General features: G+C 47.6%; 26 protein-coding genes. 14 read left to right on the forward strand and 12 right to left on the reverse strand.

Annotated features, from left to right (window positions below; genetic code table 11):
- Nucleotides 1-11 precede the first annotated feature (11 nt).
- The 11 genes from ACO0KY_RS00765 to ACO0KY_RS00815 form a co-directional block, all read right to left on the reverse strand.
- Entirely contained in the window at nt 12-1,178 is a 1,167-nt protein-coding gene (locus tag ACO0KY_RS00765) for an acyl-CoA dehydrogenase family protein (RefSeq protein ID WP_423043457.1), read from the reverse strand.
- A 1-nt stretch (nt 1,179) separates the two neighbouring features.
- Entirely contained in the window at nt 1,180-1,419 is a 240-nt protein-coding gene (locus ACO0KY_RS00770) for an acyl carrier protein (RefSeq protein WP_423043458.1), read from the reverse strand.
- A gap of 48 nt (nt 1,420-1,467) precedes the next feature.
- A complete protein-coding gene (gene acpS, locus ACO0KY_RS00775) occupies nt 1,468-1,926 on the reverse strand; it encodes a holo-ACP synthase (RefSeq protein ID WP_423043460.1) in 459 nt (152 codons plus the stop codon).
- An 813-nt stretch (nt 1,927-2,739) separates the two neighbouring features.
- Complete coding sequence (locus ACO0KY_RS00780) at nt 2,740-2,919, reverse strand: hypothetical protein (RefSeq protein WP_423043462.1); 180 nt, start codon at nt 2,917-2,919, stop codon at nt 2,740-2,742.
- A gap of 230 nt (nt 2,920-3,149) precedes the next feature.
- A complete protein-coding gene (locus ACO0KY_RS00785; RefSeq protein WP_422990338.1) occupies nt 3,150-3,581 on the reverse strand; it encodes a nuclear transport factor 2 family protein in 432 nt (143 codons plus the stop codon).
- A 13-nt stretch (nt 3,582-3,594) separates the two neighbouring features.
- A complete protein-coding gene (locus ACO0KY_RS00790; protein WP_423043464.1) occupies nt 3,595-4,362 on the reverse strand; it encodes an SDR family NAD(P)-dependent oxidoreductase in 768 nt (255 codons plus the stop codon).
- Entirely contained in the window at nt 4,359-4,913 is a 555-nt protein-coding gene (locus ACO0KY_RS00795) for a DUF3833 domain-containing protein (RefSeq protein WP_423043466.1), read from the reverse strand. Before ACO0KY_RS00795 ends, ACO0KY_RS00790 begins: the two co-directional genes overlap by 4 nt.
- A 43-nt stretch (nt 4,914-4,956) precedes the next feature.
- On the reverse strand, nt 4,957-5,520 hold the full coding sequence (locus ACO0KY_RS00800) for a chalcone isomerase family protein (protein WP_423043468.1): 564 nt from the start codon (nt 5,518-5,520) through the stop codon (nt 4,957-4,959).
- Nucleotides 5,517-6,761: a class I SAM-dependent methyltransferase gene (locus ACO0KY_RS00805; protein ID WP_423043470.1), complete on the reverse strand. Its 1,245-nt coding sequence runs from the start codon at nt 6,759-6,761 to the stop codon at nt 5,517-5,519. Before ACO0KY_RS00805 ends, ACO0KY_RS00800 begins: the two co-directional genes overlap by 4 nt.
- Entirely contained in the window at nt 6,758-7,612 is an 855-nt protein-coding gene (locus tag ACO0KY_RS00810) for a DUF1365 domain-containing protein (protein WP_423043472.1), read from the reverse strand. Before ACO0KY_RS00810 ends, ACO0KY_RS00805 begins: the two co-directional genes overlap by 4 nt.
- A complete protein-coding gene (locus ACO0KY_RS00815) occupies nt 7,575-8,885 on the reverse strand; it encodes an NAD(P)/FAD-dependent oxidoreductase (protein WP_423043474.1) in 1,311 nt (436 codons plus the stop codon). The genes ACO0KY_RS00810 and ACO0KY_RS00815 overlap by 38 nt, the downstream gene beginning before the upstream one ends.
- Nucleotides 8,886-9,081: 196 nt before the next feature.
- On the opposite strand from ACO0KY_RS00815, the gene ACO0KY_RS00820 reads away from it, so the two are divergent.
- The gene (locus ACO0KY_RS00820) at nt 9,082-9,705 is read left to right on the forward strand and encodes a TetR/AcrR family transcriptional regulator (RefSeq protein WP_186912791.1); all 624 of its coding nucleotides are present in this window, start codon (nt 9,082-9,084) and stop codon (nt 9,703-9,705) included.
- A 68-nt stretch (nt 9,706-9,773) separates the two neighbouring features.
- On the opposite strand, the gene ACO0KY_RS00825 is transcribed toward ACO0KY_RS00820, so the two are convergent.
- Nucleotides 9,774-10,298 carry a glutathione peroxidase gene (locus ACO0KY_RS00825; protein WP_423044130.1) on the reverse strand — a complete coding sequence of 175 codons (525 nt, stop codon included), beginning with the start codon at nt 10,296-10,298 and terminating at the stop codon, nt 9,774-9,776.
- 211 nt (nt 10,299-10,509) lie between these two features.
- Here ACO0KY_RS00825 and ACO0KY_RS00830 point away from each other — a divergent pair, with 211 nt between their 5' ends.
- The 13 genes from ACO0KY_RS00830 (at nt 10,510) to ACO0KY_RS00890 (ending at nt 22,684) form a co-directional block, all read left to right on the forward strand.
- Entirely contained in the window at nt 10,510-11,559 is a 1,050-nt protein-coding gene (locus tag ACO0KY_RS00830) for a sulfate ABC transporter substrate-binding protein (protein ID WP_423043476.1), read from the forward strand.
- Between the two features lie 70 nt (nt 11,560-11,629).
- Nucleotides 11,630-12,229 carry an NADPH-dependent FMN reductase gene (gene ssuE / locus ACO0KY_RS00835; protein ID WP_423043478.1) on the forward strand — a complete coding sequence of 200 codons (600 nt, stop codon included), beginning with the start codon at nt 11,630-11,632 and terminating at the stop codon, nt 12,227-12,229.
- Between the two features lie 142 nt (nt 12,230-12,371).
- Entirely contained in the window at nt 12,372-13,355 is a 984-nt protein-coding gene (locus ACO0KY_RS00840; protein WP_186912795.1) for a sulfonate ABC transporter substrate-binding protein, read from the forward strand.
- A 24-nt stretch (nt 13,356-13,379) separates the two neighbouring features.
- Nucleotides 13,380-14,531: an FMNH2-dependent alkanesulfonate monooxygenase gene (ssuD, locus tag ACO0KY_RS00845; protein ID WP_423043480.1), complete on the forward strand. Its 1,152-nt coding sequence runs from the start codon at nt 13,380-13,382 to the stop codon at nt 14,529-14,531.
- Nucleotides 14,532-14,553: 22 nt separating this feature from the next.
- Nucleotides 14,554-15,465: an aliphatic sulfonate ABC transporter permease SsuC gene (gene ssuC, locus ACO0KY_RS00850; RefSeq protein WP_423043482.1), complete on the forward strand. Its 912-nt coding sequence runs from the start codon at nt 14,554-14,556 to the stop codon at nt 15,463-15,465.
- Nucleotides 15,458-16,381 (forward strand): ATP-binding cassette domain-containing protein, encoded by a 924-nt coding sequence (locus tag ACO0KY_RS00855; protein WP_423043484.1) that lies wholly within the window; start codon nt 15,458-15,460, stop codon nt 16,379-16,381. Before ssuC ends, ACO0KY_RS00855 begins: the two co-directional genes overlap by 8 nt.
- A gap of 57 nt (nt 16,382-16,438) precedes the next feature.
- A complete protein-coding gene (locus ACO0KY_RS00860; protein WP_186912798.1) occupies nt 16,439-16,654 on the forward strand; it encodes a TOBE domain-containing protein in 216 nt (71 codons plus the stop codon).
- Between the two features lie 51 nt (nt 16,655-16,705).
- Nucleotides 16,706-17,557, forward strand: coding sequence for an EAL domain-containing protein (locus ACO0KY_RS00865; RefSeq protein WP_186912799.1), 852 nt, complete (start codon nt 16,706-16,708; stop codon nt 17,555-17,557).
- Between the two features lie 288 nt (nt 17,558-17,845).
- Nucleotides 17,846-18,712, forward strand: a complete 867-nt coding sequence (gene cysT, locus ACO0KY_RS00870) for a sulfate ABC transporter permease subunit CysT (RefSeq protein WP_423043486.1) — start codon at nt 17,846-17,848, stop codon at nt 18,710-18,712.
- Nucleotides 18,709-19,617, forward strand: coding sequence for a sulfate ABC transporter permease subunit CysW (cysW, locus tag ACO0KY_RS00875; RefSeq protein ID WP_423043488.1), 909 nt, complete (start codon nt 18,709-18,711; stop codon nt 19,615-19,617). The genes cysT and cysW overlap by 4 nt, the downstream gene beginning before the upstream one ends.
- An 18-nt stretch (nt 19,618-19,635) precedes the next feature.
- Nucleotides 19,636-20,700, forward strand: a complete 1,065-nt coding sequence (locus ACO0KY_RS00880; protein ID WP_186912801.1) for a sulfate/molybdate ABC transporter ATP-binding protein — start codon at nt 19,636-19,638, stop codon at nt 20,698-20,700.
- A 70-nt stretch (nt 20,701-20,770) separates the two neighbouring features.
- The gene (locus ACO0KY_RS00885) at nt 20,771-21,712 is read left to right on the forward strand and encodes a CysB family HTH-type transcriptional regulator (RefSeq protein ID WP_186912802.1); all 942 of its coding nucleotides are present in this window, start codon (nt 20,771-20,773) and stop codon (nt 21,710-21,712) included.
- Nucleotides 21,713-21,838: 126 nt separating this feature from the next.
- Nucleotides 21,839-22,684, forward strand: coding sequence for a ferritin-like domain-containing protein (locus ACO0KY_RS00890; RefSeq protein ID WP_186912803.1), 846 nt, complete (start codon nt 21,839-21,841; stop codon nt 22,682-22,684).
- The last annotated feature ends 26 nt before the right edge of the window (nt 22,685-22,710 follow it).

The following is a 22,710-nucleotide window of genomic DNA, read 5'->3' on the forward strand; positions in this document are numbered from 1 at the left end:
TCCTCTTAGGTTTAGTCGTCTTTGAGTACTAATAACAGATTCGCATTGGTGGCTAAAATACGGTCGTTTCCTACCATTAACATCGAGGACAACGCATCTCGTAAATGGCGACTCATACTGAATTTATTATCGTTTTTGTAGGCCAGAATGCCACAAATCGATAAGGCTTTAATGACGATCTGTGGCAAGGCCTGGGTTGCATCTACTTTGAGATTATTCATTTTGAGTGAATAACCGATAGAGGACAAAACACCGTCGGCTGCGTCTTCGGCTGCTGCTAATTCTTCGTATTCTGTCAGGCAAGCTTTGACTGAGGTACGCAAGCTTTGTAACATGCTGACCAGTTCAGCTAAACGTAAAGCGGTTGGTGGCACCGTGCCCGGATTGGCACGTGCCTGGCCACGGACAAAAGCACGTGCTTTGTTGACGGCGGCAGCCGCGCAGCCAGTCCAGCATCCACCCCATAATAAGTGCGATACCGGTACCACAGTTTGTGCCGACATATCGCCAAAATGTGCTTCCATGATTTGCGCAACATCGCCACTGGAAGTCATCAGGAATGGTGGGCTGCAAGTACCGCGCATACCCATGGTATCCCAATTGCCTTTTTGTTCGAGTGTGTAATCGGCTTTGCGTACGAGAATTAAAGACTGATCACTATTGGCAGCATCTGGTGCACGACGTGCAGTGACCAACAAATCATCTGCCTGCGCGCCGTAAGAAATGGTGGTCGCATCTTTGACCAATTTGAAGCGTGAGCCCTCAATTTCCACCGCGCATTGGCTACGGCGCATTTCACCACCAACGCCGACTTCTGAGGTGACAGAGGCGATCAGATACTGATGCTGAACCAGTTCCTGCAAATAATTGCGGTACCAGGGATGATTCACTGCATGTTTGACGATGGTAATGACCTGAATTTGGTGCATCGCGAAAATCATCGCGGTCGCCGCACATTGGCGTGCCAGAATATCGCAGATTTCCACCAACTCACTCAGGCTGGCACCTGCGCCACCCAGCTCAACCGGGACATAGGCACTCAACAATTTTTCTTGCTTTAAAGCGTTCACCGCTTCGATTGGGAAACGTGCTGCTTTATCGACCGCGTCAGCATGTGGCGCGGCAAATTCCAGTGCGACCAGGCGTGCGGAAGTGAGTAGGGGGGAATCGGTTTTCATATCAGGCAGTCAGTTCTTCGATGGCAGCGTTGATTGCATTGATGCTTTCAAAGACGCTACGTTTTAACATACGATCTGGAAACTCCAGATCAAATGTATCTTCCAAAGCCAGCATGACATTCACACTTGCGTGGGAAGTCATGCCGGCTTCATACAAATCTGCGTCGTCAGCCAAAGTGTCAATATCGGTAGAGAATTTGCCATGTTCCTTTAATACCTGACGAATTTTTTCTTTGCTCATAAATGTCTTTCGATTGCTTTGTGAAAAGTAAAGAGTTGCAGATCTTGTTTAGTTTCTGACAAAGATCCTGGTTGCTTTTTGATTGGAAACGATGGATGTTGCTATGACAGTTGCAATCGCATATTCATGTTCATGACTGAGGCTTAGCACGTAATCATCCAGACCAGCAACGCGTGCCAATGTCTGCGCCTCGCGATGTAGGCGTAAGCCGGGGCTGCCGTTGGTACGACCCACAACCTCGATTGAATTCCAAGATAGCGCCGTATCTTTGTTCAGTCCTAATATTTTCATGGTTGCTTCTTTGGCCGCGACTCTTGCCGCCAGGCTGGCATAACTTTGTCGCTGTTCAGAGTAGCAGTCCTGCAATTCTCGTTCACTGAACATACGGCGCAAATAGCGGTCACCGAATTGCAGTATAGAGCGCTCAATTTCAGGAATCCAGACCAAATCTGTTCCCACACGCATGAAGCTTCCTTCACGAGTTTTTTTTGCAATATGCTGACGCATTTTAAAATGTGGAAACGCCGGGTTACGCGCCATGAAAAGTAATATTTGCTTATAATTGAGACCAATAGAATAGCCTAATGCTAACTTTTCGGAGTTAAAAAACGTTAAGTTTTTTGCTTATTTTAAAAATATTTTATGAATGCTTTGTGAAAAATTTCCGAGTGGAAATTTCTTCTTCGTGATCATCTAAAAATGATAGATCTTTCTGTTGTTGCGATTTTGACTTACGGCAATTCAGAGTATGGAAATCCTGGATGGGATTTGTTGCAGGCTGGCGGGTTGCGGCCCCATAAGTGCTAACCAGAGTAATTCTGTAAACTTTGTATAAATGAATAAATGCAGAGGAAAAATTGAATCCGCCAAATAAATCAGAGTGTAGAGCGATTATTGAATCCGCCAATAATGGCTGATCAGGCTTAACATGAATATTGCCGGACGGTTGGGAAGGACAAGCACGGACGTGAGGCGCGCTGAAATTTGGTCGAAAGATTTAAACACCAGATCAATTGCTAAGGATTTTATTGCTGCACGTTACCAATAATGACTCCATGCGAACGACCACTGCAAACAGTAAAAGTGCTGACTTCGTTGATATTTTCGATGAGGCTTAATTGAAACGCATCAATAAATCAGGGGACAGGCTACGTTGGTTTCGTTAAGCCTGCAATGTGTGACATGCCGCACGTAAGAAAGCCGATGAATTTGTTGCCGGGCATCGGTCGCTCGTAGCAGATGGTAGTGCTTTTGGGGTTACACTCGCCATACAGACTCTGTTAGCGCTCGTATAGCAACCAGTGCTTGTAAATTGGAAACTTAATCAACAGCTTTCCGTTTTGTATTTTCTTCTGATACCGGGACAAATGGCCCTTGCATTTGCATTTTTCGGTAGCGTTCACCATTTTTTCCGCCATAGGCCTTGATATGCAATAAAACTCCTATGACGACGGAGGATACAAAAATGATTAATGCTGTTGTGCTGGATATGTAGTCCATCTTCGTCTCACAAAATTATCGTTGTTGAACTTGAGAATAGGCTTTTTTTCTTAAAAATGCTAGTTTTGTATATTTTGTATATTTTGTATATTTTGTATATTTTGTATATTTTGTATATTTTGTATATTTTGTATAATGAGAGAAGTGCACACCGTGATTGTGCTTGCTGAGAATTTTTTGGGGGGCACCCGCACAACTGTCTTAATGCTTAAACCTAATAATCACACGCCCTATTTATTCGCCATCCTCTTTAACATACGCATCAGGCCCCCGAGTACCGGCAATTTTTCATATAATTCTTCAGCTGCATCCCAATAATCTCTGTGCATTTGTACTCTGCCGTCGGCCGCAAAACGGATGTGAGTCGCACCGCGTATGCATTGCTCGTCTGGGTTAAATTTTTTCATGTAGAAATAAAAATCCCAGCACAAGAATGCCGTATCACCTTGCAACACCGTGGAAGTAATTTTAAAGCGTGGTTTTTCAACTTGTACAAACATGTGTTGAAAAATGTGCGTCACCGCTGGTAAGCCACGCACCTCATTGAACGGATCTTTGAAATACGCATCGTCCGTATAAACACCAGATAAATCCTGACTTTGTGCCAACGTCAGTGTTTCAAAAAAACGTACCAGATTATGTAAGCTGGTTTGGTGATCCATCTTGAACAACTCCTTATAAGCCAGTGACTTTGTGAACGAGTGAGAAGTAAAGTTGGTACGGTAGTAAGCGTGCCAGTCTTAACCAATTTGTGAAGCGTTTGGGGAAGTGAATATGAAAGTCGCCGTCTTCTATACCTTTGACCAGCGCCACTGCGGCATCGGGAGCACTCATCAGCGCGGGCATGTCAAAATCATTTTTGGCGGTGAGCGGCGTCTCAACAAAACCAGGATTGATCAGATACACGGCAATGTTACGCGGGCGTAAATCGATGAACAAAGATTCACACAAATTGATGACTGCTGCTTTGCTCGGACCATACACCAAAGCCTTAGGTAAACCGGAAAGACCAGCGACCGAGGCGACGATGCCGATGCCGCCATTACCTTGTTTGAGCAGCGTCGGTAAGACCACATCGAGACAATGATAAACACCGCGCACATTGATGTCTAACAGGCGATTGGCTGCTGCCATATCAAAGCTATCAGCACGCATTTCGTTGTAGGTGCCAGCAACGACCAGCACTAAATCTATACTTTGCCATTGGGCGATGATACGTGCATGTGCATTTTGTAAACTGGTCAGATCAGTGATGTCTAAAGGTTCAATTAAGGCTTGCTGAAAACCCTTTGCTGTTTCTTGCAGACTAGTGAGATGGCGCGCCGATAATGCAACCTTGGCGCCCTGATTTAACAACAAACGCGCAGTCTCAGCACCGATGCCTGTGGAGGCACCGATGACCCAGACTTTCTTGTCTTTCCAATTCTGGATAGGCGGGTTCATTTGATGTTGCCATCGCGTTTTGTGAAAGAAAGCGTCACGCTGCCAAGTTCTACCCCGAACTTGCGCATGATGGCACGGTTGAGCATGACCTTGTCGTCCATGAGTACCATCAGGTCATCGAAATCGACGTGATAGATACTGTCATCCACCGGTAAGGCCAATACATAATTCCAGTGCAAGGTATTGCCGGACACAACGCCTTCAGCATTGCCAACCACATCGGCAGCAGTGCCGGTGAAACGGTCAGGTGCTGTTTGCTTTAGCGTCCAGACCCGTCGTTGCTTTGTGCCATCCGAATACGAAAAAGCCTCATCCAGCGTGCCAGTATCGCCTTCCCATTTACATTGCATAACAACGGTGAAGCGCTTGACGATTTTGCCGGAGCGATCTTGAAACATACCCCAGGCATCGACCGTCCCATTGAAATATTGGCGTAAATCCAGGGTTGGCTTTTCCTGGCGATAGATCGCAGTATCAACCTTACTTGCGCAGGAAGCCAACAATACCAGGCTTAGAATAGCAAGATACCGCGTCACGATTGTTAGTTTCATATTGCATCCTTAGTTTGGTAGATTGGTAGCGATATCGTTTTTCTTAGCTATGTCCAAGAAGTTTTTTTCTTAAATCTGGTGCTGAAGTTTGAGGATCGAGCCATATTGAAAAAAAAGCACGCGCAAACTCTGCATCGCGAATTTCGCCCAGCCATTTTCCGTCTAGATAAAAACGTGCTGACTCATTGGGTACGTAAATGCCTGTGATGTGTGTCCCCTCTTTAACATCGGGAAACAGCGTCGTCATTTGTTGTAACCATTGTTGGCGTTGGCTGGCACTACCTTGATGTAACTTTTCCATCTCCTGTACGCTGGCATCGGCAATTTTTCGTCCAACTAAATTTCTGGCGTAACGTAAATCGAGTGCAACTTTATTCTTCTGCAGATCGTTCCAACCCTCAGGCCCGGTCCACAATGTAGCGTCATAAATTCGCAATCCAAACCAGCGAAAAGTGCCTTGCCCTTGCATTACTGCTTTTGGCAATTCTGTTTGAATATGTACCGGCACGGCCTCACTGACTGGCATTTCTGCTCGTGCAGCCGGCATACTAATGCTGATTATCCAAATCAGAAAAATGGCAACACATTGCCAGCGTCGCGGGTTCATGTTTTGACCAGGGTAAATTGCGCGACATCGATATTGCCAGCGCGGAAGCCTGCTTCGCAGTAGGCAAGATAAAACTCCCAGGTACGGATAAATTCATCATCAAATCCCTGTGCTTTGACTTCATTGATTTTCTCCATGAAAGTCTTACGCCACTCCAATAAAGTACGGGCATAGTCCAGACCAAATGTGAATGTATCAATTACTTCTAAGCCGTGTTCCCGTGCTAATTTTTGGAAAATTTCTATCGATGGCAACATGCCGCCCGGGAAAATATACTGCTGAATGAAGTCAGTCCCTTTGCGATAACGGTCGAACAGCTCGTCAGCGATAACGATGCTTTGTACGCAAGCACGCCCACCACGTTTGAGATTACGCTGCAAGCAAGCGAAATAACCTGGCCAGTAATCTTCACCAACGGCTTCAAACATTTCTATCGAGGCAATCGCATCGTAATCGCCGTGGGCATCACGATAATCCTGTATCTGCAAATCACTACGCGCCCGCAAACCTGCACGTTGCAAGCGTTCACGCGCAAAATGCAATTGTTCAGTCGACAGTGTCAGACCGGTCACGTGCGCTTGTGCATCGCGTGTTGCCATCTCCGCAAAGCCACCCCAACCACAACCGATTTCCAGCACTTTCGCATCTGGTTTCAGATTCAGTTGTTGCAGGATGCGGCGGTATTTGGTCTGCTGTGCGTCATGTAAATTGTCGACCTGGTCGCCAGAGAACAAGGCACTGGAATATGTCATTGATGGATCTAACCATAGTCGATAAAAATCATTACCGATATCGTAATGAGCGTGGATATTTTTCTTGCTTCCAGCTTTGGAATTACGATTTAAAAAATGCTTGATGCGGTAAAGTAAATTGCCCCACCAGGTCCCGTAGATCACATCTTCGAGTTGCGAGCGATTACGTGTAATGAGCTCGATCAGACCTGCCAGACTACTGCTCGTCCAATGTCCGGCAATATAACTTTCAGCAAAGCCAATATCACCGGATTTCAACACTGCACGATAAATTTGCCAGTTCTTCAGATTTAAAGTGACGTGACGATTGCCATCATCTGCGCGCCCAAATTGGGCAATTTGACCATCAGGAAATTGCACCGTCAGCGTGCCGTGTTCAAGCTTGTGTAGCAAACTAACGACAAAGCGTGCTTCGGCTGGGAAATGTCCCATGTCCAATTGACGCTCATGGGTGTGTACGGACGTAACAGTGGGGTGTATGGTGCTCATCGACTCACCTCTTTGGATGGTGGGAGTGGTTTTGAAAAGAAGGGAACGCGCTTGATAAAAAGTCGCAGTGCCTGTATGTGAATTTTCAGGACGATGCCTATCGTCATCATGGGATAGCTAAACATCAGGGCTAGAATTTTTCTGTCGCTTAACGCACACTCGGTGCCTGCAATGCTGGTGAGCAGCAGCGGACCTGAGGCGTCGTCATAATCAATTCTGGCAATATGTTTGTGTGTGGTAACGCCATTGTCAGAACTGGTTTTCTGTATAAAGCGAAAACGGTACTGACCCTCTATCGGACAAAACGGTGATACATGGAAGATTTTTTTTGCATGGTGCTCTTCGCCATTTTTAAGCTCAGTGCCATGTTCCAGCAGATAGATATGCTTTTCGCCAAAGGTATTCCTTACCTCGCATACGATCGCACGCAAGCTTCCATTTGTGCGATGACAAAACCAAAACGATACCGGATTGAAGACATAGCCAAGCACGCGCGGAAAGCATTGCAGCCAGATTTCACCTTTGGCATCGTGGATATGTTCAGCGTGTAGGAGTTGATCTATCCATGCTGTCGCTGTTGATTTGCCATCGCCATGGTCTTTGTCGAAAAAAGACAATAAATTAAAACGATTATGCGAAAACCAGCGACATTGGTTGAGATCGATATCGGTATTCATCGCCCGCACAGGTAGGCGCAAAAAAAACACGCCGTATTTGAATGCGTTTTTGGCAGGACGCAGACGCATATGCGTGACCTCACCTACACACAGCCGAACGGCTGGCAAACTAGTGAGTGTGTCAGGTGAAATCATCTCAGGCTGCTCTGTGTTGGTGATGTCGTTTTTGCTCATGTCCGTGGTTATTTTCACGAGCGATGATGGCAGCAGCGACGTTGATGCCGGATTTCAAACCATCTTCATGAAAACCATAGTTAGTCCATGCACCAGCAAACCAGATCCCGCGTTGCCCCTGAATTGCAGGTAATTGCGCCTGGGCTCGGATAGCCGCTTTGTCGAATACAGGATGCGCATAATCGAAGCTATTAATCACAAGCTCTGCACGTGGCTCTTCGATGGGATTGAGGCTCACGATGACTGGTGTCTTAAACGGTAAGGGTTGTAATTGGTTTAGTAAATAATGGACGCAAACACGGCTTTCATCACCGGTCATCGCCTGGTAATTCCAGGCAGACCAGGTTTTTTTGTTGGCAGGTAAAAAGCGGCTATCGGTATGCAATACGGCGCGATTGGCCTGATATTGAACTGCCGACAAAATTTGTTTTTCACGTTCGTTCGCATCCGTCAGCAATCGCAAGCTCTGGTCACTGTGCGTCGCCAACACCACCTCATCAAATTCTTGCAAACCATTTTTTGCATGAACGATGATTTTAGACTGTGGGTTGGCATACACCGCTTTGACCGGTGTATTCAAATAGCGATGCGCGATGTGCGGCAACATTTTTTCGACATAGTGTCGCGCGCCACCGCGCACGGTGTACCACTGCGGCCGGTCAGTGATCTGGAGTAAGCCATGGTTGTGGCAGAAATTCACAAACGAAGCCACTGGAAAAGCCATCATCGTCGCGGTCGGGCAAGACCAGATACAGGCCGCCATGGGCAACAAATACCAGCGACGGAACTCCTGGCTGTAATTGTGTTGATCGAGAAATGTTCCCAGCGGCGTTTGAAATTCTTGCGCGTCTTTATTGAGTGCCAAGTCTGTGGTTTGGCGATTAAACCGGATAATGTCGCGCAACATGCGCAAAAAGCCGGGATTGAGCAGGTTGCGTTTTTGCGCAAACACGGTGCCCAGATCGGCACCACCCCATTCCAATGTTCTGGAACCCAAGGGCATTTTGACCGAAAACGACATGTCGGTTGCCGCTGTGTCTATCTCCAGCTCCGCAAACAGTCGGACTAAATTGGGGTAAGTCTTGTGATTAAACACGAGAAAACCCGTATCGACACCAAAGCTTTGTCCGTCCAGTGTCACATCAACGGTATGCGTGTGACCGCCAAAATAGTCATTCGCTTCAAACAAGCTAACTTCATGGCCAGCTTTGCTGAGCTCGTAGGCACTCGAGAGACCGGAGATACCTGAGCCTATCACTGCGATTTTCGTCATGTGACTGTCTCGTTGTGAAATTAATATAATTGCTGAAAAAACAAACCAGCGGTGAAAAATCGGTCAAAAATCACGCATTTGATCAAGTTTTACCACGCTTTATTACTGCTTGGGGTAAAATATGACTGATAAAATCATTCCGTGACTCATCAGTCACAAAATATACTACAAAGTTTTATTTTGTGCAGAAAAAATTATGCAAATAAAAATTCCCTTTAAAAAACAACAGTTTGACGCACGCGAAGAAGCGATCATCGATGCCGTCAACCGTCTTTTGTCAGAAAAAGGCTATGACCTGATGACCATGGACGATGTCGCCGATGCGGTGGGAATTGCAAAAGGCAGCCTCTACAAGCACTTTTCTTCCAAAGAGCGTTTAGCTGCGGCTGCGCTGACACGTTTGTTAAAAGCGACAGTGGAAGAGCTCGACAGCCTGTCAGAAGACAGACCTGCCATCGAAAAAATCAAGCATATCCTGGCGTGGTCTCTGCGCTTACGTTTGCAAGGGGGCGTGCCGCATTTGCCATCAACTAGTCTGACCTTGCAACGTAGTCTGATGTTGAATCTGGATTACGTGATGGTGGCGTTAAAGGTGCATAAGCGATTTCATGCCATGGTGGCTGCTGCGCGTGAGCAGGGCGCATTGACGCCGTTGGTGCCGGATGATGTGCTGGTCTATACCTTGTACTCGCGCGCCTGTGATCCGACGATGGAGTTTTTATTGCGTGATAAAAAACTCAGTCACGAGCAAATTGTGGATGCGATGGTGCATGCGACGATTGGTGGGTTTTTGTCTGAAAAGGCGAGGGTGGTAGGTTAAACAAATAGCTTGTGCAGGGTGGGTTCGACCCGCCCTGCAAGATAATATGATTTCATCGAAACGCTTATTTACTGCGCCAATGCCTTCTCAATATCCGCCACCAGTTTCTTATCATCTGGTGCAGTGACACTAGAATACGCCTCAACGACATTCCCTTTACGGTCGATCAGGTACTTGTAGAAATTCCACTTTGGCGTAGTGCCTGTCGCTTTGATCAACTCAGCGTGTAAAGGATTCACCTGATCGCCGCGGACGGAGGATTTGGCGAACATCGGAAACTTCACCCCATAGGTATTAAAGCAAAAATCAGCAATCTCTTTACTGCTTCCTGGTTCTTGCTTGCCAAAATCATTCGATGGGAAGCCCAATACTACTAAGCCTTTGTCGGCATATTTGGCGTACATCTTTTCCAAACCTTCATACTGACTGGTAAAGCCGCAATAGCTGGCGGTATTGACAACCAGTGCAACTTTTCCTTTGTATTGACACAAATTTTGCGGGCTATCGTCTTGCAGGCGGTTAAACGTATGTTGCAAGATCGCCGGGCACGCTTCGGTGCTATCGGCGAAAGCACTGCCGGAAAAACCGGTCATTAAAACTAAACTGGCAAGACCAAGGATCAATTTGCTGTTCATGTCGGACTCCTGATTGAGAGGGTCACATAGTAGCTGAGACCTGAGAATTCTGCTGATGATGCTCTTTATATGAAATTTGAATATAGATTAACGAAAAACTTCGTTTTAAAACATAAGGCGAGCATTTATTCTGAGATCCGGATTTAATTTTCATTACATCGGATTTCTCATGTTGATCGCAAAAAATATCAAAAGTAGTAGCAAAAACCGTTTTTCCCGCTTGGTGACGACCTTGGTTTTAGGTACAGCCAGTCTGCTCCCGCTGACCAGCCATAGCGCCGACATTACGCTGCTCAATGTCTCTTACGATCCTACGCGTGAATTATTTCTCGATGTAAATCAGGCTTTTGCCAAACAATGGCAAGCAAAAACTGGTGATAAAGTCACGATCAAACAATCGCATGGTGGCTCAGGCAAGCAAGCGCGTTCGGTGATTGACGGACTGGATGCAGACGTCGTAACTTTGGCATTGGCTTACGATACGGACGCCATTGCTGAGCGCGGTCTGATTGCAAAGAATTGGCAGCAACGTTTGCCACATCGTGCTACGCCGTATACCTCGACCATCGTCTTTTTGGTACGCAAAGGTAATCCTAAGGCAGTGAAGGACTGGGCTGATCTGATTAAGCCTGGGGTGTCTGTCATTACCGCTAACCCTAAGACATCGGGCGGTGCACGTTGGGCGTATCTGGCAGCATGGGGCTACGCGCAAAAAGCGTCGGGTGGTACGCCTGCTACCGCTAAAGATTATGTATCCAAACTCTACAAAAATGTTCCGGTATTGGATTCCGGCGCGCGTGGTGCCACGGTGACTTTCACTGAACGTGGTATTGGTGACGTCCTGCTGTCGTGGGAAAACGAAGCGCACCTGGCACTGAAAGAGTTTGGTGCTGACAAATTTGAAATCATCACCCCATCGATCAGTGTGTTGGCGGAACCATCCGTCGCGGTGGTCGATAAAGTCGTCGACAAACATGGCACCCGCAAAGTGGCAGAAGCCTATTTGAATTACCTTTATACCGACGCTGCACAAGACATCATTGGCAATAATTTCTATCGCCCAAGTGACGAACGTGCTGCGAAAAAATTCGCCAGCAAATTCCCTGACATCAAATTATTCACTGTTGACGACACCTTTGGTGGTTGGACTAAAGCACAAAAAGACCATTTTGCCGACGGCGGCGTTTTTGATCAGATTTATTTGAACGGAAAAAAATAATTTTGCGGCGCGTCTGACTGCTAAGCATGCAGACGCTCGATTTGATTGCATAGCGAGTGAAAGAAAAATTATGTCTATCCTTTTATTATCTGGTAGCCCTTCGACGCCATCGCGCTCGGGTCGTTTGCTGCATGAAATTGGGCGTCGTCTGAACGCTCTTGGGAAGCAAACGGTTAGTATCCACGTTCGCGATTTGCCGCCACAAGCCTTGATGCATGCGGATTTCAGTGATCCTGAACTACAAGCGGCACAACAATTAATCAAACAAGCCGACGCGGTTGTCGTAGCTACGCCAATTTATAAAGCCGCCTACAGTGGCTTATTAAAAACTTTCCTCGATATTTTGCCGCAAGAAGGTTTGGCAGAAAAAATCGTGTTACCGCTTGCTGTCGGTGGTGGCCAATCTCACATGCTGGCGCTGGATTATGGTCTGCGCCCTATTTTACAAGCCTTGGGAGCTCAACAAGTATTGAACAGTATTTATGCTACTGAAGCGCAAGTCGTCTGGAATGAGGCCAGTGGTCTGCAGATTGCCTCAGAAATCGAAGGTCGCGTGCAGCAAGGCGTTGAGAGTCTGATCGACAGCCTGCAATGCAAAGCGGCAAAGCGTGCTAAGCGTCAAGCAGAACAAGAGGCCGAAGTGCGAACGCTGGCGCTGTTTGAGGCTTGATGTAATAAAGCATATTCAAGCCATAAAAACTTAACAGAATAAATTTCAATGTCGTATTTAAACATGCAGTTTAACGCTGCAGGGCGTCGCTTTATCTCCAACTTTATGAATCTTTCGTAGCAGAAGAAAAGGAATAGCAAAAATGGATCAACATCAAAAAAATCGCCGCCAAACCATCGCCATGCTATCTGCCATGTTAGCGAGCGGAATGACCAGCGTGGCTATTCCTGGCTTTGCAGAAAATAAAGTGAGCAGCACGTTACGTATCGGATACCAAAAATACGGCCCGCTGACAATTTTAAAAGGCACTGGCGCATTAGAAAAGCGTCTGGCACCGCTTGGCGTAGAAGTGAAGTGGACTGAATTTCCAGCCGGACCGCAATTGCTGGAAGGATTAAATGTCGGCAGCATCGATTTTGGTACCACGGGCGAAGCACCGCCGATTTTCGCACAAGCAGCGGGCGCGGATCTGGTCTATGTTGCCAATGAACCGGCAGCACCAAGTGGCGAGGCTATTGTCGTTCCAAAAAATTCCACACTGAAATCGGTTGCCGAATTGAAAGGCAAAAAAATTGTCTTGAATAAAGGCTCGAATGTCCATTACTTGTTAGTCAAAGTGTTAGAAAAAGCCGGTATTGCGTATCACGATGTACAGACAATTTTCTTACCACCCGCCGATGCCCGTGCCGCATTTGAACGCGGCAGTGTCGATGCGTGGGCAATTTGGGATCCGTTTCTGGCGGCTGCCGAAAAGCAATTGGGCGCTCGTGTATTGATCGATGGTAAAGGGGCGGTCAGCAATCATCAGTTTTATCTGGCAGCACGCCCGTATGCGCAAAAACGTCCTGACGTACTGCAAGCACTGCTGGATGAGTTGGGTCGCACTGATGAATGGGTATTGCAAAACGCCAAGCAAACCACAACAGTTTTTTCCGCGCAGACTGGTTTGCCAGCGGATGTGGTTGAACTTTCTAACTCTCGTTTTAGCTTTCATGTGCAGGCTATTAGTGAGCAAGTGATACGTGAACAACAAGGTATTGCCGACACGTTCGCTGATCTCAAATTGATCCCGAAAAAAATACAAATTAAAGACGCTGTTTTCGATCTCAAACTCAGCATCAAATAGTCAGCATTAAATAAGGAACATGGTATGAGTCTCAATATATTCTGGTTTATTCCGACGCATGGTGACAGCCGCTATCTGGGCACAACCAAGGGCGCGCGTGAAATCAATTACGATTACTTACGACAAATTGCAGTGGCGGCCGATACCCAAGGGTTTGACGGAGTATTGTTGCCTACCGGACGCTCTTGCGAAGATGCGTGGGTAGTTGCTTCCAGCCTCATGAGCGCGACCCGCAAATTAAAATTTCTGGTGGCATTACGCCCTGGCTTAACGACGCCAGGTTTGGCGGTGCGCATGGCTTCTACCTTTGATCGTTTGTCGAATGGTCGCTTGCTTATCAATATTGTCACTGGCGGTGATCAGGGTGAATTAGAAGCCGATGGCTTGTACGCTGATCATGCAAAGCGTTATGAAATCACCGATGAATTTTTACGTATCTGGCGTGCATCATTAGCAGGTGAAGGTGGTGAGGCTGGTTACGATTTTGAAGGCAAGCATCTGATCGTCAAAGGCGCTAAAACCTTGTACCCACCAGTGCAAACACCGCATCCGCCTTTATATTTTGGTGGTTCTTCAGAACCAGCGCATGAACTCGCGGCGGAGCAAGTCGATGTGTATCTGACCTGGGGTGAACCACCTGCCGCTGTCGCAGAAAAAATTGCCGATATGCGCGCTCGCGCAGCCAGGCATGGCCGCACTTTGCGTTTTGGCATACGTCTGCATGTCATCGTGCGTGAAACCAATGAAGAAGCCTGGGCCGCGGCTGACGATTTGATTCGTTATGTCGATGATGATGTGATCGCCCGCGCTCAAAAAGCCTTCGCCAAAATGGATTCCGTCGGACAGCAAAGAATGGTGGCACTGCATGGCGGCAAGCGCGACAAATTAGAAGTATCGCCAAATCTATGGGCAGGCGTTGGTCTGGTGCGCGGTGGCGCGGGGACTGCGTTGGTGGGTGATCCGGAAACGGTTGCAGCGAGGATCAAAGAATACGCCGATCTGGGTATCGATACGTTTATTTTTTCTGGCTACCCGCATCTGGAAGAATCGTATCGCTTTTCGGAATTGGTCTTCCCATTGATAGGCAAAACCTTACCAAGAGTGACGAGTTCTGTGACGGGACCATTTGGCGAGATCATGGCCAATGGCATTACGCCCAAAGTCTCGCAAAGTTAGTCGCCAACTTCGGGAGTCAAAAATGGGACCGTTCATCACTGACATATCTCCGGAACGCAGCAATGCGGAAGTTCCGCAGGCAGGCTTTAGCGCACAACCGAATCAGGTACTCAGTGCTGATTTGCACGCATTAGTTGCGCACGCTGGCAGATTTGTCCGGCATCTGACGCCATGGTTGCTGCCGTGGCTGGTGCCAATCATCTTGCTGGTGACATGGCAACTGGCGGCGCAGTTTGGCTATTTATCGAGTCGGATATTGCCGGAGCCGCTGGCAGTATTAAAAGCCTTCTGGAGTCTCACTATTTCTGGCGAGATTTTTATTCATGTCAAAACCAGTTTATGGCGTGCGATCTCGGGCTTTTTAGTTGGTGGTGGTTTGGGTCTGCTACTCGGTTTGTTCACCGGTACGTTTAAATTTGCAGAAACTTTGCTTGATTCCAGCCTGCAGATGATACGCAATATCCCGGCATTAGCTTTGATGCCTTTGGTGATTTTGTGGTTTGGTATTGATGAGACAGCAAAATTATTTTTGGTCTCGGTTGGCGTCTTTTTTCCGGTGTATCTGAATACCTTTCATGGAATACGCTCAGTAGACAAAGGCCTGATAGAAATGGCGCGCAGCTATGGCTTGTCAGGCTGGGCTTTATATCGTGATGTGATTCTGCCGGGGGCATTACCATCAATACTGGTTGGGGTGCGCTTTGCACTTGGTCTGGTGTGGGTGTTGCTGATTGTTGCCGAGACGATTTCATCGCAATCTGGCATCGGTTACATGACAATGAATGCGCGTGAGTTTTTGCAAACGGATGTGGTGCTGGTTGGCATTTTGCTGTACGCCTTGCTGGGGAAGCTCGCCGACAGTTTGTCACGCGCAGTCGAACATTACACCTTGCGTTGGCATCCTGGCTATCAAAGGAAAAATCAACATGGCTGAAATATTTGGATATCCGTCAACGACAGCGGCGCGTATTGCTGCTCTCCGTTTTGAACTGGAGGATGATTATCCTGTCATTGAGCGCACCGTGTCTGAACCAAAGCCCCAGCGTGGCACGGCAATCCATTTGCATGGCGTACAAAAGTCGTATGCCAGTCGCGAGGTTTTAAAAGCACTCGATCTGGATATTGCGCCGGGTGAATTTGTGGCGGTGATTGGTCGTAGTGGCTGCGGGAAAAGTACCTTATTGCGTCTGTTAGCAGGTCTGGAAAAAGCGGACGCCGGTGTGCTGGAGACCGGTGCCAAAGCGAAGATAGCGAGCATTCGTGAGCAAGATGGCGGTACCCGTGTGATGTTTCAGGATGCACGCCTGTTGCCTTGGAAAACCGTGCTCGACAACGTGCGCTTAGGTTTGCCGGGCGATACAAGCAGTAACAAGAAGCTTGCCCTCGGTGCATTAGAAAAAGTTGCACTTGCCGATCGTGCCAATGAATGGCCGGCGGTGTTATCTGGTGGTCAGCGGCAACGTGTTGCATTGGCACGTGCACTGGTGCATCAACCATCGTTATTATTACTTGATGAGCCGCTCGGAGCACTAGATGCATTGACCCGTATAGAAATGCAAAGCCTGATTGAACAATTATGGCAAGAGCAGGGTTTCACTGCATTGCTGGTCACGCACGATGTACAAGAAGCGATTGCGTTGGCGGATCGCGTGATTTTGATTGAAGACGGACAAGTGAGTCTGGATTTGAAAGTCAATTTGCCACGTCCACGAGCACGTGGTGATGCCTTGTTTGCTGAGTTGGAAGAACATATATTGGCACGAATTTTACAGCGCCCTGGCAGCATCGCTAACAACCAGACTGAAATAACGCCGTTGGCGACGTTTAATCCCTTAGCCTGGGCAATCTGACTTATTTTTTATATTTACTTCGAGCATATTTCCCCTTCACATTAACGAAAGCACACCATGACGATTCAAGCAATCAATGTACGAAATCAATTTCGCGGCAAAATCAAAGCCATTAACGAAGGTTCAGTCGTCTCTGAAGTCGATGTAGAAACGCCTGCCGGTATTGTGACTTCCGTCATTACGACGCGCTCAATCAGAGATTTGAATTTGGTTGTCGGTAGTGAGGTGGTGACTTTAGTCAAGGCGACTGACGTTTCTATCGCCAAACTATAAATCTAGATCAGCCATCACTGAAAAACAGTCAGTGATTTGAAAGGAAAAATAATGCGCCATGTGACTTTGCAAAATTATCTGAGTCGTCTGCAGAGCTCGCTCGCCAGCAGCAATTTGTGGATCGATGGTCAGGGTAGAGCGCGCGGTCGCTATTTCAATGCCAGTCTGACCAGCGCTTTTCAGGCGATACGGTCTGGCAATGATTTGCGTGCAATCGCTTTTGAAGGCTATGCGCGTAGCTATGATCCGAATGATCAAGGTCTTAACATCTGGCGTCTGCTCGATTACGTTGCCAATGATGAAGAATCGGTGGAATTAGATCGTTTGTGCCGCTTACTGCATACGATTAATTTTTATCGTCAACAAACGACACAGGAACTAGATTTATTTTTAAGTGTGCATAGCCGCTTGTTAGCTGCGGTGGAAGGTAACCACGGTGCGGCTTTTCGACGCATTTTAGACGTGTTGGAGTTGCCGCATCAGCAAATCGTTTTACAACTGCCGCAAATCACGCCCAGCCAACGCTGGGTGCTGACCCATGTCGCAGAAAATTATCGTCGCAATGGTTTCAGAATCGGTGTGAACGCCGCCAATCTGGAGCAAGCCAGCGATTTACTCGCGCGGGTCAGGCCAGACACCTTGAAAATCGATGTCAATGCGGCCAATAATCCGGCGGCACAGATTGTTTTACTAGAACAAGCCGATCGCGGACAGTGCCAAGTGATTTTCAGAAAAATAGAAAATGAACGGCAGCTCAAACAATTGCAAACGGGTAATAACACTGTGAGCCCTTATGCCGTGCAAGGTTTTCTATTTGATACGCCTAAGGCCAGCTTGTATCCAGAAGAAGAGCAAACCCTGATCACCGAGGCACCGCTTCAGCTCGATCATGTCTGCGTTTGATGTCATCTGCTATCGAACACAATGATAGCTAACAAATTAGCGCACAAAAGCACGTCGATATATCTTAAACGTCTAAAGACATAACAAAAAATTCGTTTTTCATATATGGAAAACCTGCCAATATGCAAGCTCTTTAGTTGAATCCGTAATAAGGACTGACACAAGAGCGCCCCGGCAGCGTGACGATTTGTGCGCTTTTTTCTGGTTTTACCAATAAAACCAGAAAAACTCGCTTCTCCACCATCCCTTGCCGGAACGTTCTATGTCAATTCTGTAAAAGGGCTAGGTATGACATTGGCAGCGTTACATTCTTCAGGCGGGGCGACGCGCAAGCGTGTGATTCCCGGCTTTCACCTTTCGCTAGGCTTTACCCTGTTTTATCTGGGATTGATCGTGCTCATCCCGTTGTCAGCGGTGTTTCTCAAGACGTTCACCATGACCTGGCCAGCGTTTTGGGAAACCATCACTTCAGACCGCGTGATGGCGTCCTATCGCCTGAGTTTTGGTGCTTCAGCCTTGGCGGCGTTGGTAAACGTGATTTTTGGCGGCATCGTTGCCTGGGTTTTGGTGCGCTACAAGTTTCCTGGCAAACGTATTATTGACGCGATGGTCGATTTGCCATTCGCATTGCCGACCGCTGTCGCAGGTATCACCTTAGCGACGCTGTATGCCCCAAATGGCTGGATAGGTCAATTGTTAGCACCACTGGGTATCAAAGTGGCTTTCACACCGCTTGGTGTGCTGGTGGCATTAACCTTTATCGGTTTGCCCTTCGTGGTACGCACCGTGCAACCAGTACTCGAAGAGGCTGAAAAAGAATTAGAAGAAGCCGCGTTAAGCCTCGGCGCAAATCACTGGCAAACCTTTACCCGTGTGACTTTGCCGACGATTCTGCCAGCCTTGATGACCGGCTTTGCCCTCGCATTTGCACGCGCGACGGGCGAGTATGGTTCCGTTATTTTTATCGCTGGCAATATGCCTATGGTGTCTGAAATTACCCCTTTATTCATGATTACTAAGCTTGAACAATACGACTACGCCGGTGCGACAGCCATTGCGGTCGTGATGTTGGTGTTGTCGTTCAGCATGCTGTTGACGATCAATGCCTTGCAAGCCTGGATGCGTCGTCGCCAATCTGCGGGGAGAGCACTATGAGCGCGATTTCTACGCCAACATTGCCGCCATTGCCAACACCGCGTCGTGTTGAACCACCGTTAAGTCTGGCAGCAACTACAGAGCCACGCTGGGTGCGGTATGCCTTAATGGCTGCAGCATTTGGTTTTCTGACGCTGTTTTTGTTTGTACCTTTGGTCGCTGTGTTTGCAGAAGCATTTAAAAAAGGCTGGCACGTCTATCTGGAATCGATTTCAGAACCGGATGCGCTGTCAGCGATACGTCTGACCTTGATCGCAGCGGGTATTGCGGTGCCTTTGAATTTAGTTTTTGGTGTGGCAGCGGCATGGACCATCGCCAAATTTGAATTTCGCGGCAAGAGCATTTTGCTGACATTGATCGATTTGCCGTTTTCAGTTTCGCCTGTGATATCTGGTTTGATTTATGTGCTCTTGTTCGGCGCGCAAGGTTGGTTTGGTGAGTGGTTGCGTGACCACGACATCAAAATATTGTTTGCCGTACCGGGCATTGTTTTAGCGACGATTTTTGTAACCTTTCCATTTGTAGCACGAGAATTGATACCGTTGATGCAAGCGCAAGGCAGCGAAGAAGAAGAGGCCGCGCTGGTGTTAGGTGCATCGGGCTGGCAAACCTTTTGGTACGTGACTTTGCCAAATATTAAGTGGGGTTTGCTGTATGGCGTGATCTTGTGTAACGCCCGGGCAATGGGTGAATTTGGCGCGGTGTCGGTGGTGTCGGGCCATATCCGGGGCGAGACCAATACCATGCCTTTGCAAGTAGAAATTTTATATAACGAGTACAACTTTGCGGCCGCTTTTGCTGTCGCCTCATTGTTGACTTTACTGGCCTTGCTGACCCTGGCCTTAAAAGCACTGGTCGAATGGCGCACTGCTGAAAACAGCGCGTCACTGACTGAAGCTAATTAAGTATTTGCCGGAGAAATTATGAGTATCGCAGTTAAACAATTACAAAAACGTTTTGGTCAATTTACCGCGCTCGATAACGTGTCGCTGGATTTTCCGGATGGTGAACTGACCGCTTTATTAGGCCCATCTGGTTGCGGTAAAACGACCTTGTTACGCATTATTGCTGGTCTTGAATATGCCGATCAGGGACAGATTTTGCTCGATGGTCAGGATGCTTCGCAACAGCACGTACGCGAACGTCAGGTTGGATTTGTGTTTCAGCATTATGCCTTGTTCAAACACATGACAATTTTCGAAAACATTGCATTTGGCCTGCGTGTTAAGCCACGCAATCAACGCCCGAATGAAGCGCAGATCAAAGAAAAAGTCACCAAATTGTTGGAGTTGGTACAGCTCGATTGGCTCGCAGATCGTTATCCTCCACAGTTATCAGGAGGCCAGCGGCAACGTATCGCATTGGCACGCGCACTGGCTGTCGAGCCGCGTGTGTTGTTGCTGGATGAACCGTTTGGGGCATTAGACGCCAAGGTACGTAAAGAATTGCGTCGCTGGTTGCGTAGACTGCATGATGACTTACATGTCACCAGTATTTTTGTCACGCATGATCAGGAAGAAGCATTGGAAGTTGCCGATAAAATTGTCTTGATGAATCACGGTAAAGTTGAGCAAGTCGGCGCTCCGGCAGAAGTTTATCAACATCCGGCGACGCCTTTTGTGTATGGATTTTTGGGCAATGTGAACCTGTTCCGTGGGCGTGTGCATGAAGGTGTTCTGGATGCCGATGGCGTGCCGTTTTCCGCGCCAGCTCATGCAGAAACCAAAGACGCATTCGGTACTGGTTATGTGCGTCCGCATGAGTTTGAAATTGATCGCTATTCGCCTGGTGCGGAAGGTTTGATCGCACAACTGCGTCGCATTCATAGCATAGGCCCGTTGGCGCAACTGGAACTGGAACGCGAAGATAACGGCGATGTGCTCGAAGTGATGATTTCCAGCGAGCGTTATCAGCAATTAAAACTCAAAGTCGGTGAAGTGCTGGTTGTGAAGCCTAAACGCTTACACGTCTTTGTCGATACGCATTAGTCAATATTAATCACAATATTAATCACTGAGTCAGTGCCCCAGAATCTCATTACCATATCGAGAGCCTATTATGAATTTTCAACAACTAAGATCCATCCGCGAAGCATCCCGCCGCGGTTTTAATTTGACCGAAGTCGCCAATGTTCTGTTCACTTCGCAACCGGGCGTCAGTCGCCAGATCCGAGAGTTGGAAGAAGAATTAGGCGTCGATATTTTTGAACGTAATGGCAAACGCCTGACTGGTCTGACAGAGCCAGGCAAAGGCATTTTGCCTATCGTCGAACGCTTATTGCTGGAAGCGGAGAATCTGCAACAGGCTGGCAATGAATACTCTGACCAGACCAAGGGCACATTGACGATCGCTACCACCCACACGCAAGCACGTTATGTTTTGCCTAAAGTTGTGCAGCAATTCCGTCAGGCTTTTCCAGATGTCAGAATTGCCTTGCAACAAAGTTCCCCTGACCATATCGCAGAATGGGTGTTGTCTGGTAAAGCCGATATTGGGATCGCGACTGAAGGCTTATCGCAATTTAAAGATCTGGTGTCATTTGCCTGCTACAGTTGGAATCATGTATTAGTGGTTCCTGAAGGTCATGCGTTGTTGAAAAAAGAACAGGTGAGTCTGGAAGATATTTCTAACTATCCGCTGATTACCTATGACGTAGGCTTTACTGGTCGCGGGCACATTGATGCTGCGTTTCAGCAAGCAGAATTGCGCACCGATATCGTCCTGACGGCAATGGATTCCGACGTGATTCAACAATATGTGGCGCTGGGTCTGGGGGTCGGTATTGTGGCGTCGATGGCAATTGAAGCCAATCGCGGTAACAATTTAAGGACGATTGCTGTTGATCACTTATTTACTCCGAATGTCACACGTTTAGCAGTACGGCGCGGCGCTTATTTGCGTACTTATACCTATGATTTTATCCGCCAGTTTGCACCTGATTTGAGCAAAGAAGAGATCATCAAGGCCGTTGGTGAAGCCGATGCCAGTCAGGCTGATTGATGTAGATTTGCTACGTAAGCTGAGGTGCTACGAGCAGGTCTGGCAGGTGTCGTGAAACTGTCATAGGTCTCTGCTAGAATGGACGGTGAACTTATTGTTGCCGTCTATTTTTTTTCGAGGCTCATCATGCTATATCCGGAATTGTTCAAATCCTTAGAGCAAGTGCGTTGGAATATGGATACCGATATTCCATGGGATCAATACGATGCGTCAAAATTAACACCGGAGCAGGCACAAACTATCAAAATGAACGCCATTACCGAATGGTCGGCCTTGCCTGCTACCGAGATGTTTTTGCGCGACAATCGCGACGATAGTGATTTTTCCGCATTTATGTCGATCTGGTTTTTTGAAGAGCAAAAGCACTCTTTGGTGTTGATGGAATATCTGCGCCGTTTTCATCCAGAATTGGTGCCCACCGAGGCGGAACTGGATAATGTCCGCTTTGAGTTTGATCCAGCCCCCCGTCTGGAAACCCTGATGCTGCATTTCTGCGGCGAAATCCGCTTAAACCACTGGTATCGCTGCGCGTCTGAATGGCATACCGAGCCAGTCATTAAACACATCTACAAAATCATCAGCCAGGACGAAGCCCGTCACGGCGGCGCTTACTTACGCTACATGAAAAAATCGTTGGCAGAAGTCGGCGATGTGGCACGCGCCGCGTTTGCCAAAATTGGCGTCTTGATGGCATCTGCACGTCGTACTGAAAAACCGTTGCATCCAACCAATCTCCACGTTAATCAGGCACTATTTCCACAAGATACGATTCAAAGCCGCTTGCCAGATCCTGACTGGCTTGAGCGTTGGCTGGATGGGCAGATCAAATTCGATGGTATATGGGAAAAGAAAGTAGTTGATAGGATTTTGCACAACATGTCTTTGCTCTTTGAACGCAGTTTTGACACTGTGCAAGACTTGAATCGCTACCGCAAAGAAATTTCTCAGCGTCTGGTGGTTCCCGCAGTATGAGTGACAATAGCACTAGCGCATCTCGT

The sequence above is a fragment of the Undibacterium sp. Dicai25W genome (assembly GCF_049340505.1).
Classification (GTDB): Bacteria; Pseudomonadota; Gammaproteobacteria; order Burkholderiales; family Burkholderiaceae_D; genus Undibacterium; species Undibacterium jejuense.

What these genes read in the sequence shown, in the direction of transcription:
- ACO0KY_RS00765 (WP_423043457.1), bottom strand. Translation starts at nt 1,178, where the DNA reads ATGAAAACCGATTCCCCCCTACTCACTTCCGCACGCCTGGTCGCACTG.
- ACO0KY_RS00770 (WP_423043458.1), bottom strand. Translation starts at nt 1,419, where the DNA reads ATGAGCAAAGAAAAAATTCGTCAGGTATTAAAGGAACATGGCAAATTC.
- acpS (WP_423043460.1), bottom strand. Translation starts at nt 1,926, where the DNA reads ATGCGTCAGCATATTGCAAAAAAAACTCGTGAAGGAAGCTTCATGCGT.
- ACO0KY_RS00780 (WP_423043462.1), bottom strand. Translation starts at nt 2,919, where the DNA reads ATGGACTACATATCCAGCACAACAGCATTAATCATTTTTGTATCCTCC.
- ACO0KY_RS00785 (WP_422990338.1), bottom strand. Translation starts at nt 3,581, where the DNA reads ATGGATCACCAAACCAGCTTACATAATCTGGTACGTTTTTTTGAAACA.
- ACO0KY_RS00790 (WP_423043464.1), bottom strand. Translation starts at nt 4,362, where the DNA reads ATGAACCCGCCTATCCAGAATTGGAAAGACAAGAAAGTCTGGGTCATC.
- ACO0KY_RS00795 (WP_423043466.1), bottom strand. Translation starts at nt 4,913, where the DNA reads ATGAAACTAACAATCGTGACGCGGTATCTTGCTATTCTAAGCCTGGTA.
- ACO0KY_RS00800 (WP_423043468.1), bottom strand. Translation starts at nt 5,520, where the DNA reads ATGAACCCGCGACGCTGGCAATGTGTTGCCATTTTTCTGATTTGGATA.
- ACO0KY_RS00805 (WP_423043470.1), bottom strand. Translation starts at nt 6,761, where the DNA reads ATGAGCACCATACACCCCACTGTTACGTCCGTACACACCCATGAGCGT.
- ACO0KY_RS00810 (WP_423043472.1), bottom strand. Translation starts at nt 7,612, where the DNA reads ATGAGCAAAAACGACATCACCAACACAGAGCAGCCTGAGATGATTTCA.
- ACO0KY_RS00815 (WP_423043474.1), bottom strand. Translation starts at nt 8,885, where the DNA reads ATGACGAAAATCGCAGTGATAGGCTCAGGTATCTCCGGTCTCTCGAGT.
- ACO0KY_RS00820 (WP_186912791.1), top strand. Translation starts at nt 9,082, where the DNA reads ATGCAAATAAAAATTCCCTTTAAAAAACAACAGTTTGACGCACGCGAA.
- ACO0KY_RS00825 (WP_423044130.1), bottom strand. Translation starts at nt 10,298, where the DNA reads ATGACCGGTTTTTCCGGCAGTGCTTTCGCCGATAGCACCGAAGCGTGC.
- ACO0KY_RS00830 (WP_423043476.1), top strand. Translation starts at nt 10,510, where the DNA reads ATGTTGATCGCAAAAAATATCAAAAGTAGTAGCAAAAACCGTTTTTCC.
- ssuE (WP_423043478.1), top strand. Translation starts at nt 11,630, where the DNA reads ATGTCTATCCTTTTATTATCTGGTAGCCCTTCGACGCCATCGCGCTCG.
- ACO0KY_RS00840 (WP_186912795.1), top strand. Translation starts at nt 12,372, where the DNA reads ATGGATCAACATCAAAAAAATCGCCGCCAAACCATCGCCATGCTATCT.
- ssuD (WP_423043480.1), top strand. Translation starts at nt 13,380, where the DNA reads ATGAGTCTCAATATATTCTGGTTTATTCCGACGCATGGTGACAGCCGC.
- ssuC (WP_423043482.1), top strand. Translation starts at nt 14,554, where the DNA reads ATGGGACCGTTCATCACTGACATATCTCCGGAACGCAGCAATGCGGAA.
- ACO0KY_RS00855 (WP_423043484.1), top strand. Translation starts at nt 15,458, where the DNA reads ATGGCTGAAATATTTGGATATCCGTCAACGACAGCGGCGCGTATTGCT.
- ACO0KY_RS00860 (WP_186912798.1), top strand. Translation starts at nt 16,439, where the DNA reads ATGACGATTCAAGCAATCAATGTACGAAATCAATTTCGCGGCAAAATC.
- ACO0KY_RS00865 (WP_186912799.1), top strand. Translation starts at nt 16,706, where the DNA reads ATGCGCCATGTGACTTTGCAAAATTATCTGAGTCGTCTGCAGAGCTCG.
- cysT (WP_423043486.1), top strand. Translation starts at nt 17,846, where the DNA reads ATGACATTGGCAGCGTTACATTCTTCAGGCGGGGCGACGCGCAAGCGT.
- cysW (WP_423043488.1), top strand. Translation starts at nt 18,709, where the DNA reads ATGAGCGCGATTTCTACGCCAACATTGCCGCCATTGCCAACACCGCGT.
- ACO0KY_RS00880 (WP_186912801.1), top strand. Translation starts at nt 19,636, where the DNA reads ATGAGTATCGCAGTTAAACAATTACAAAAACGTTTTGGTCAATTTACC.
- ACO0KY_RS00885 (WP_186912802.1), top strand. Translation starts at nt 20,771, where the DNA reads ATGAATTTTCAACAACTAAGATCCATCCGCGAAGCATCCCGCCGCGGT.
- ACO0KY_RS00890 (WP_186912803.1), top strand. Translation starts at nt 21,839, where the DNA reads ATGCTATATCCGGAATTGTTCAAATCCTTAGAGCAAGTGCGTTGGAAT.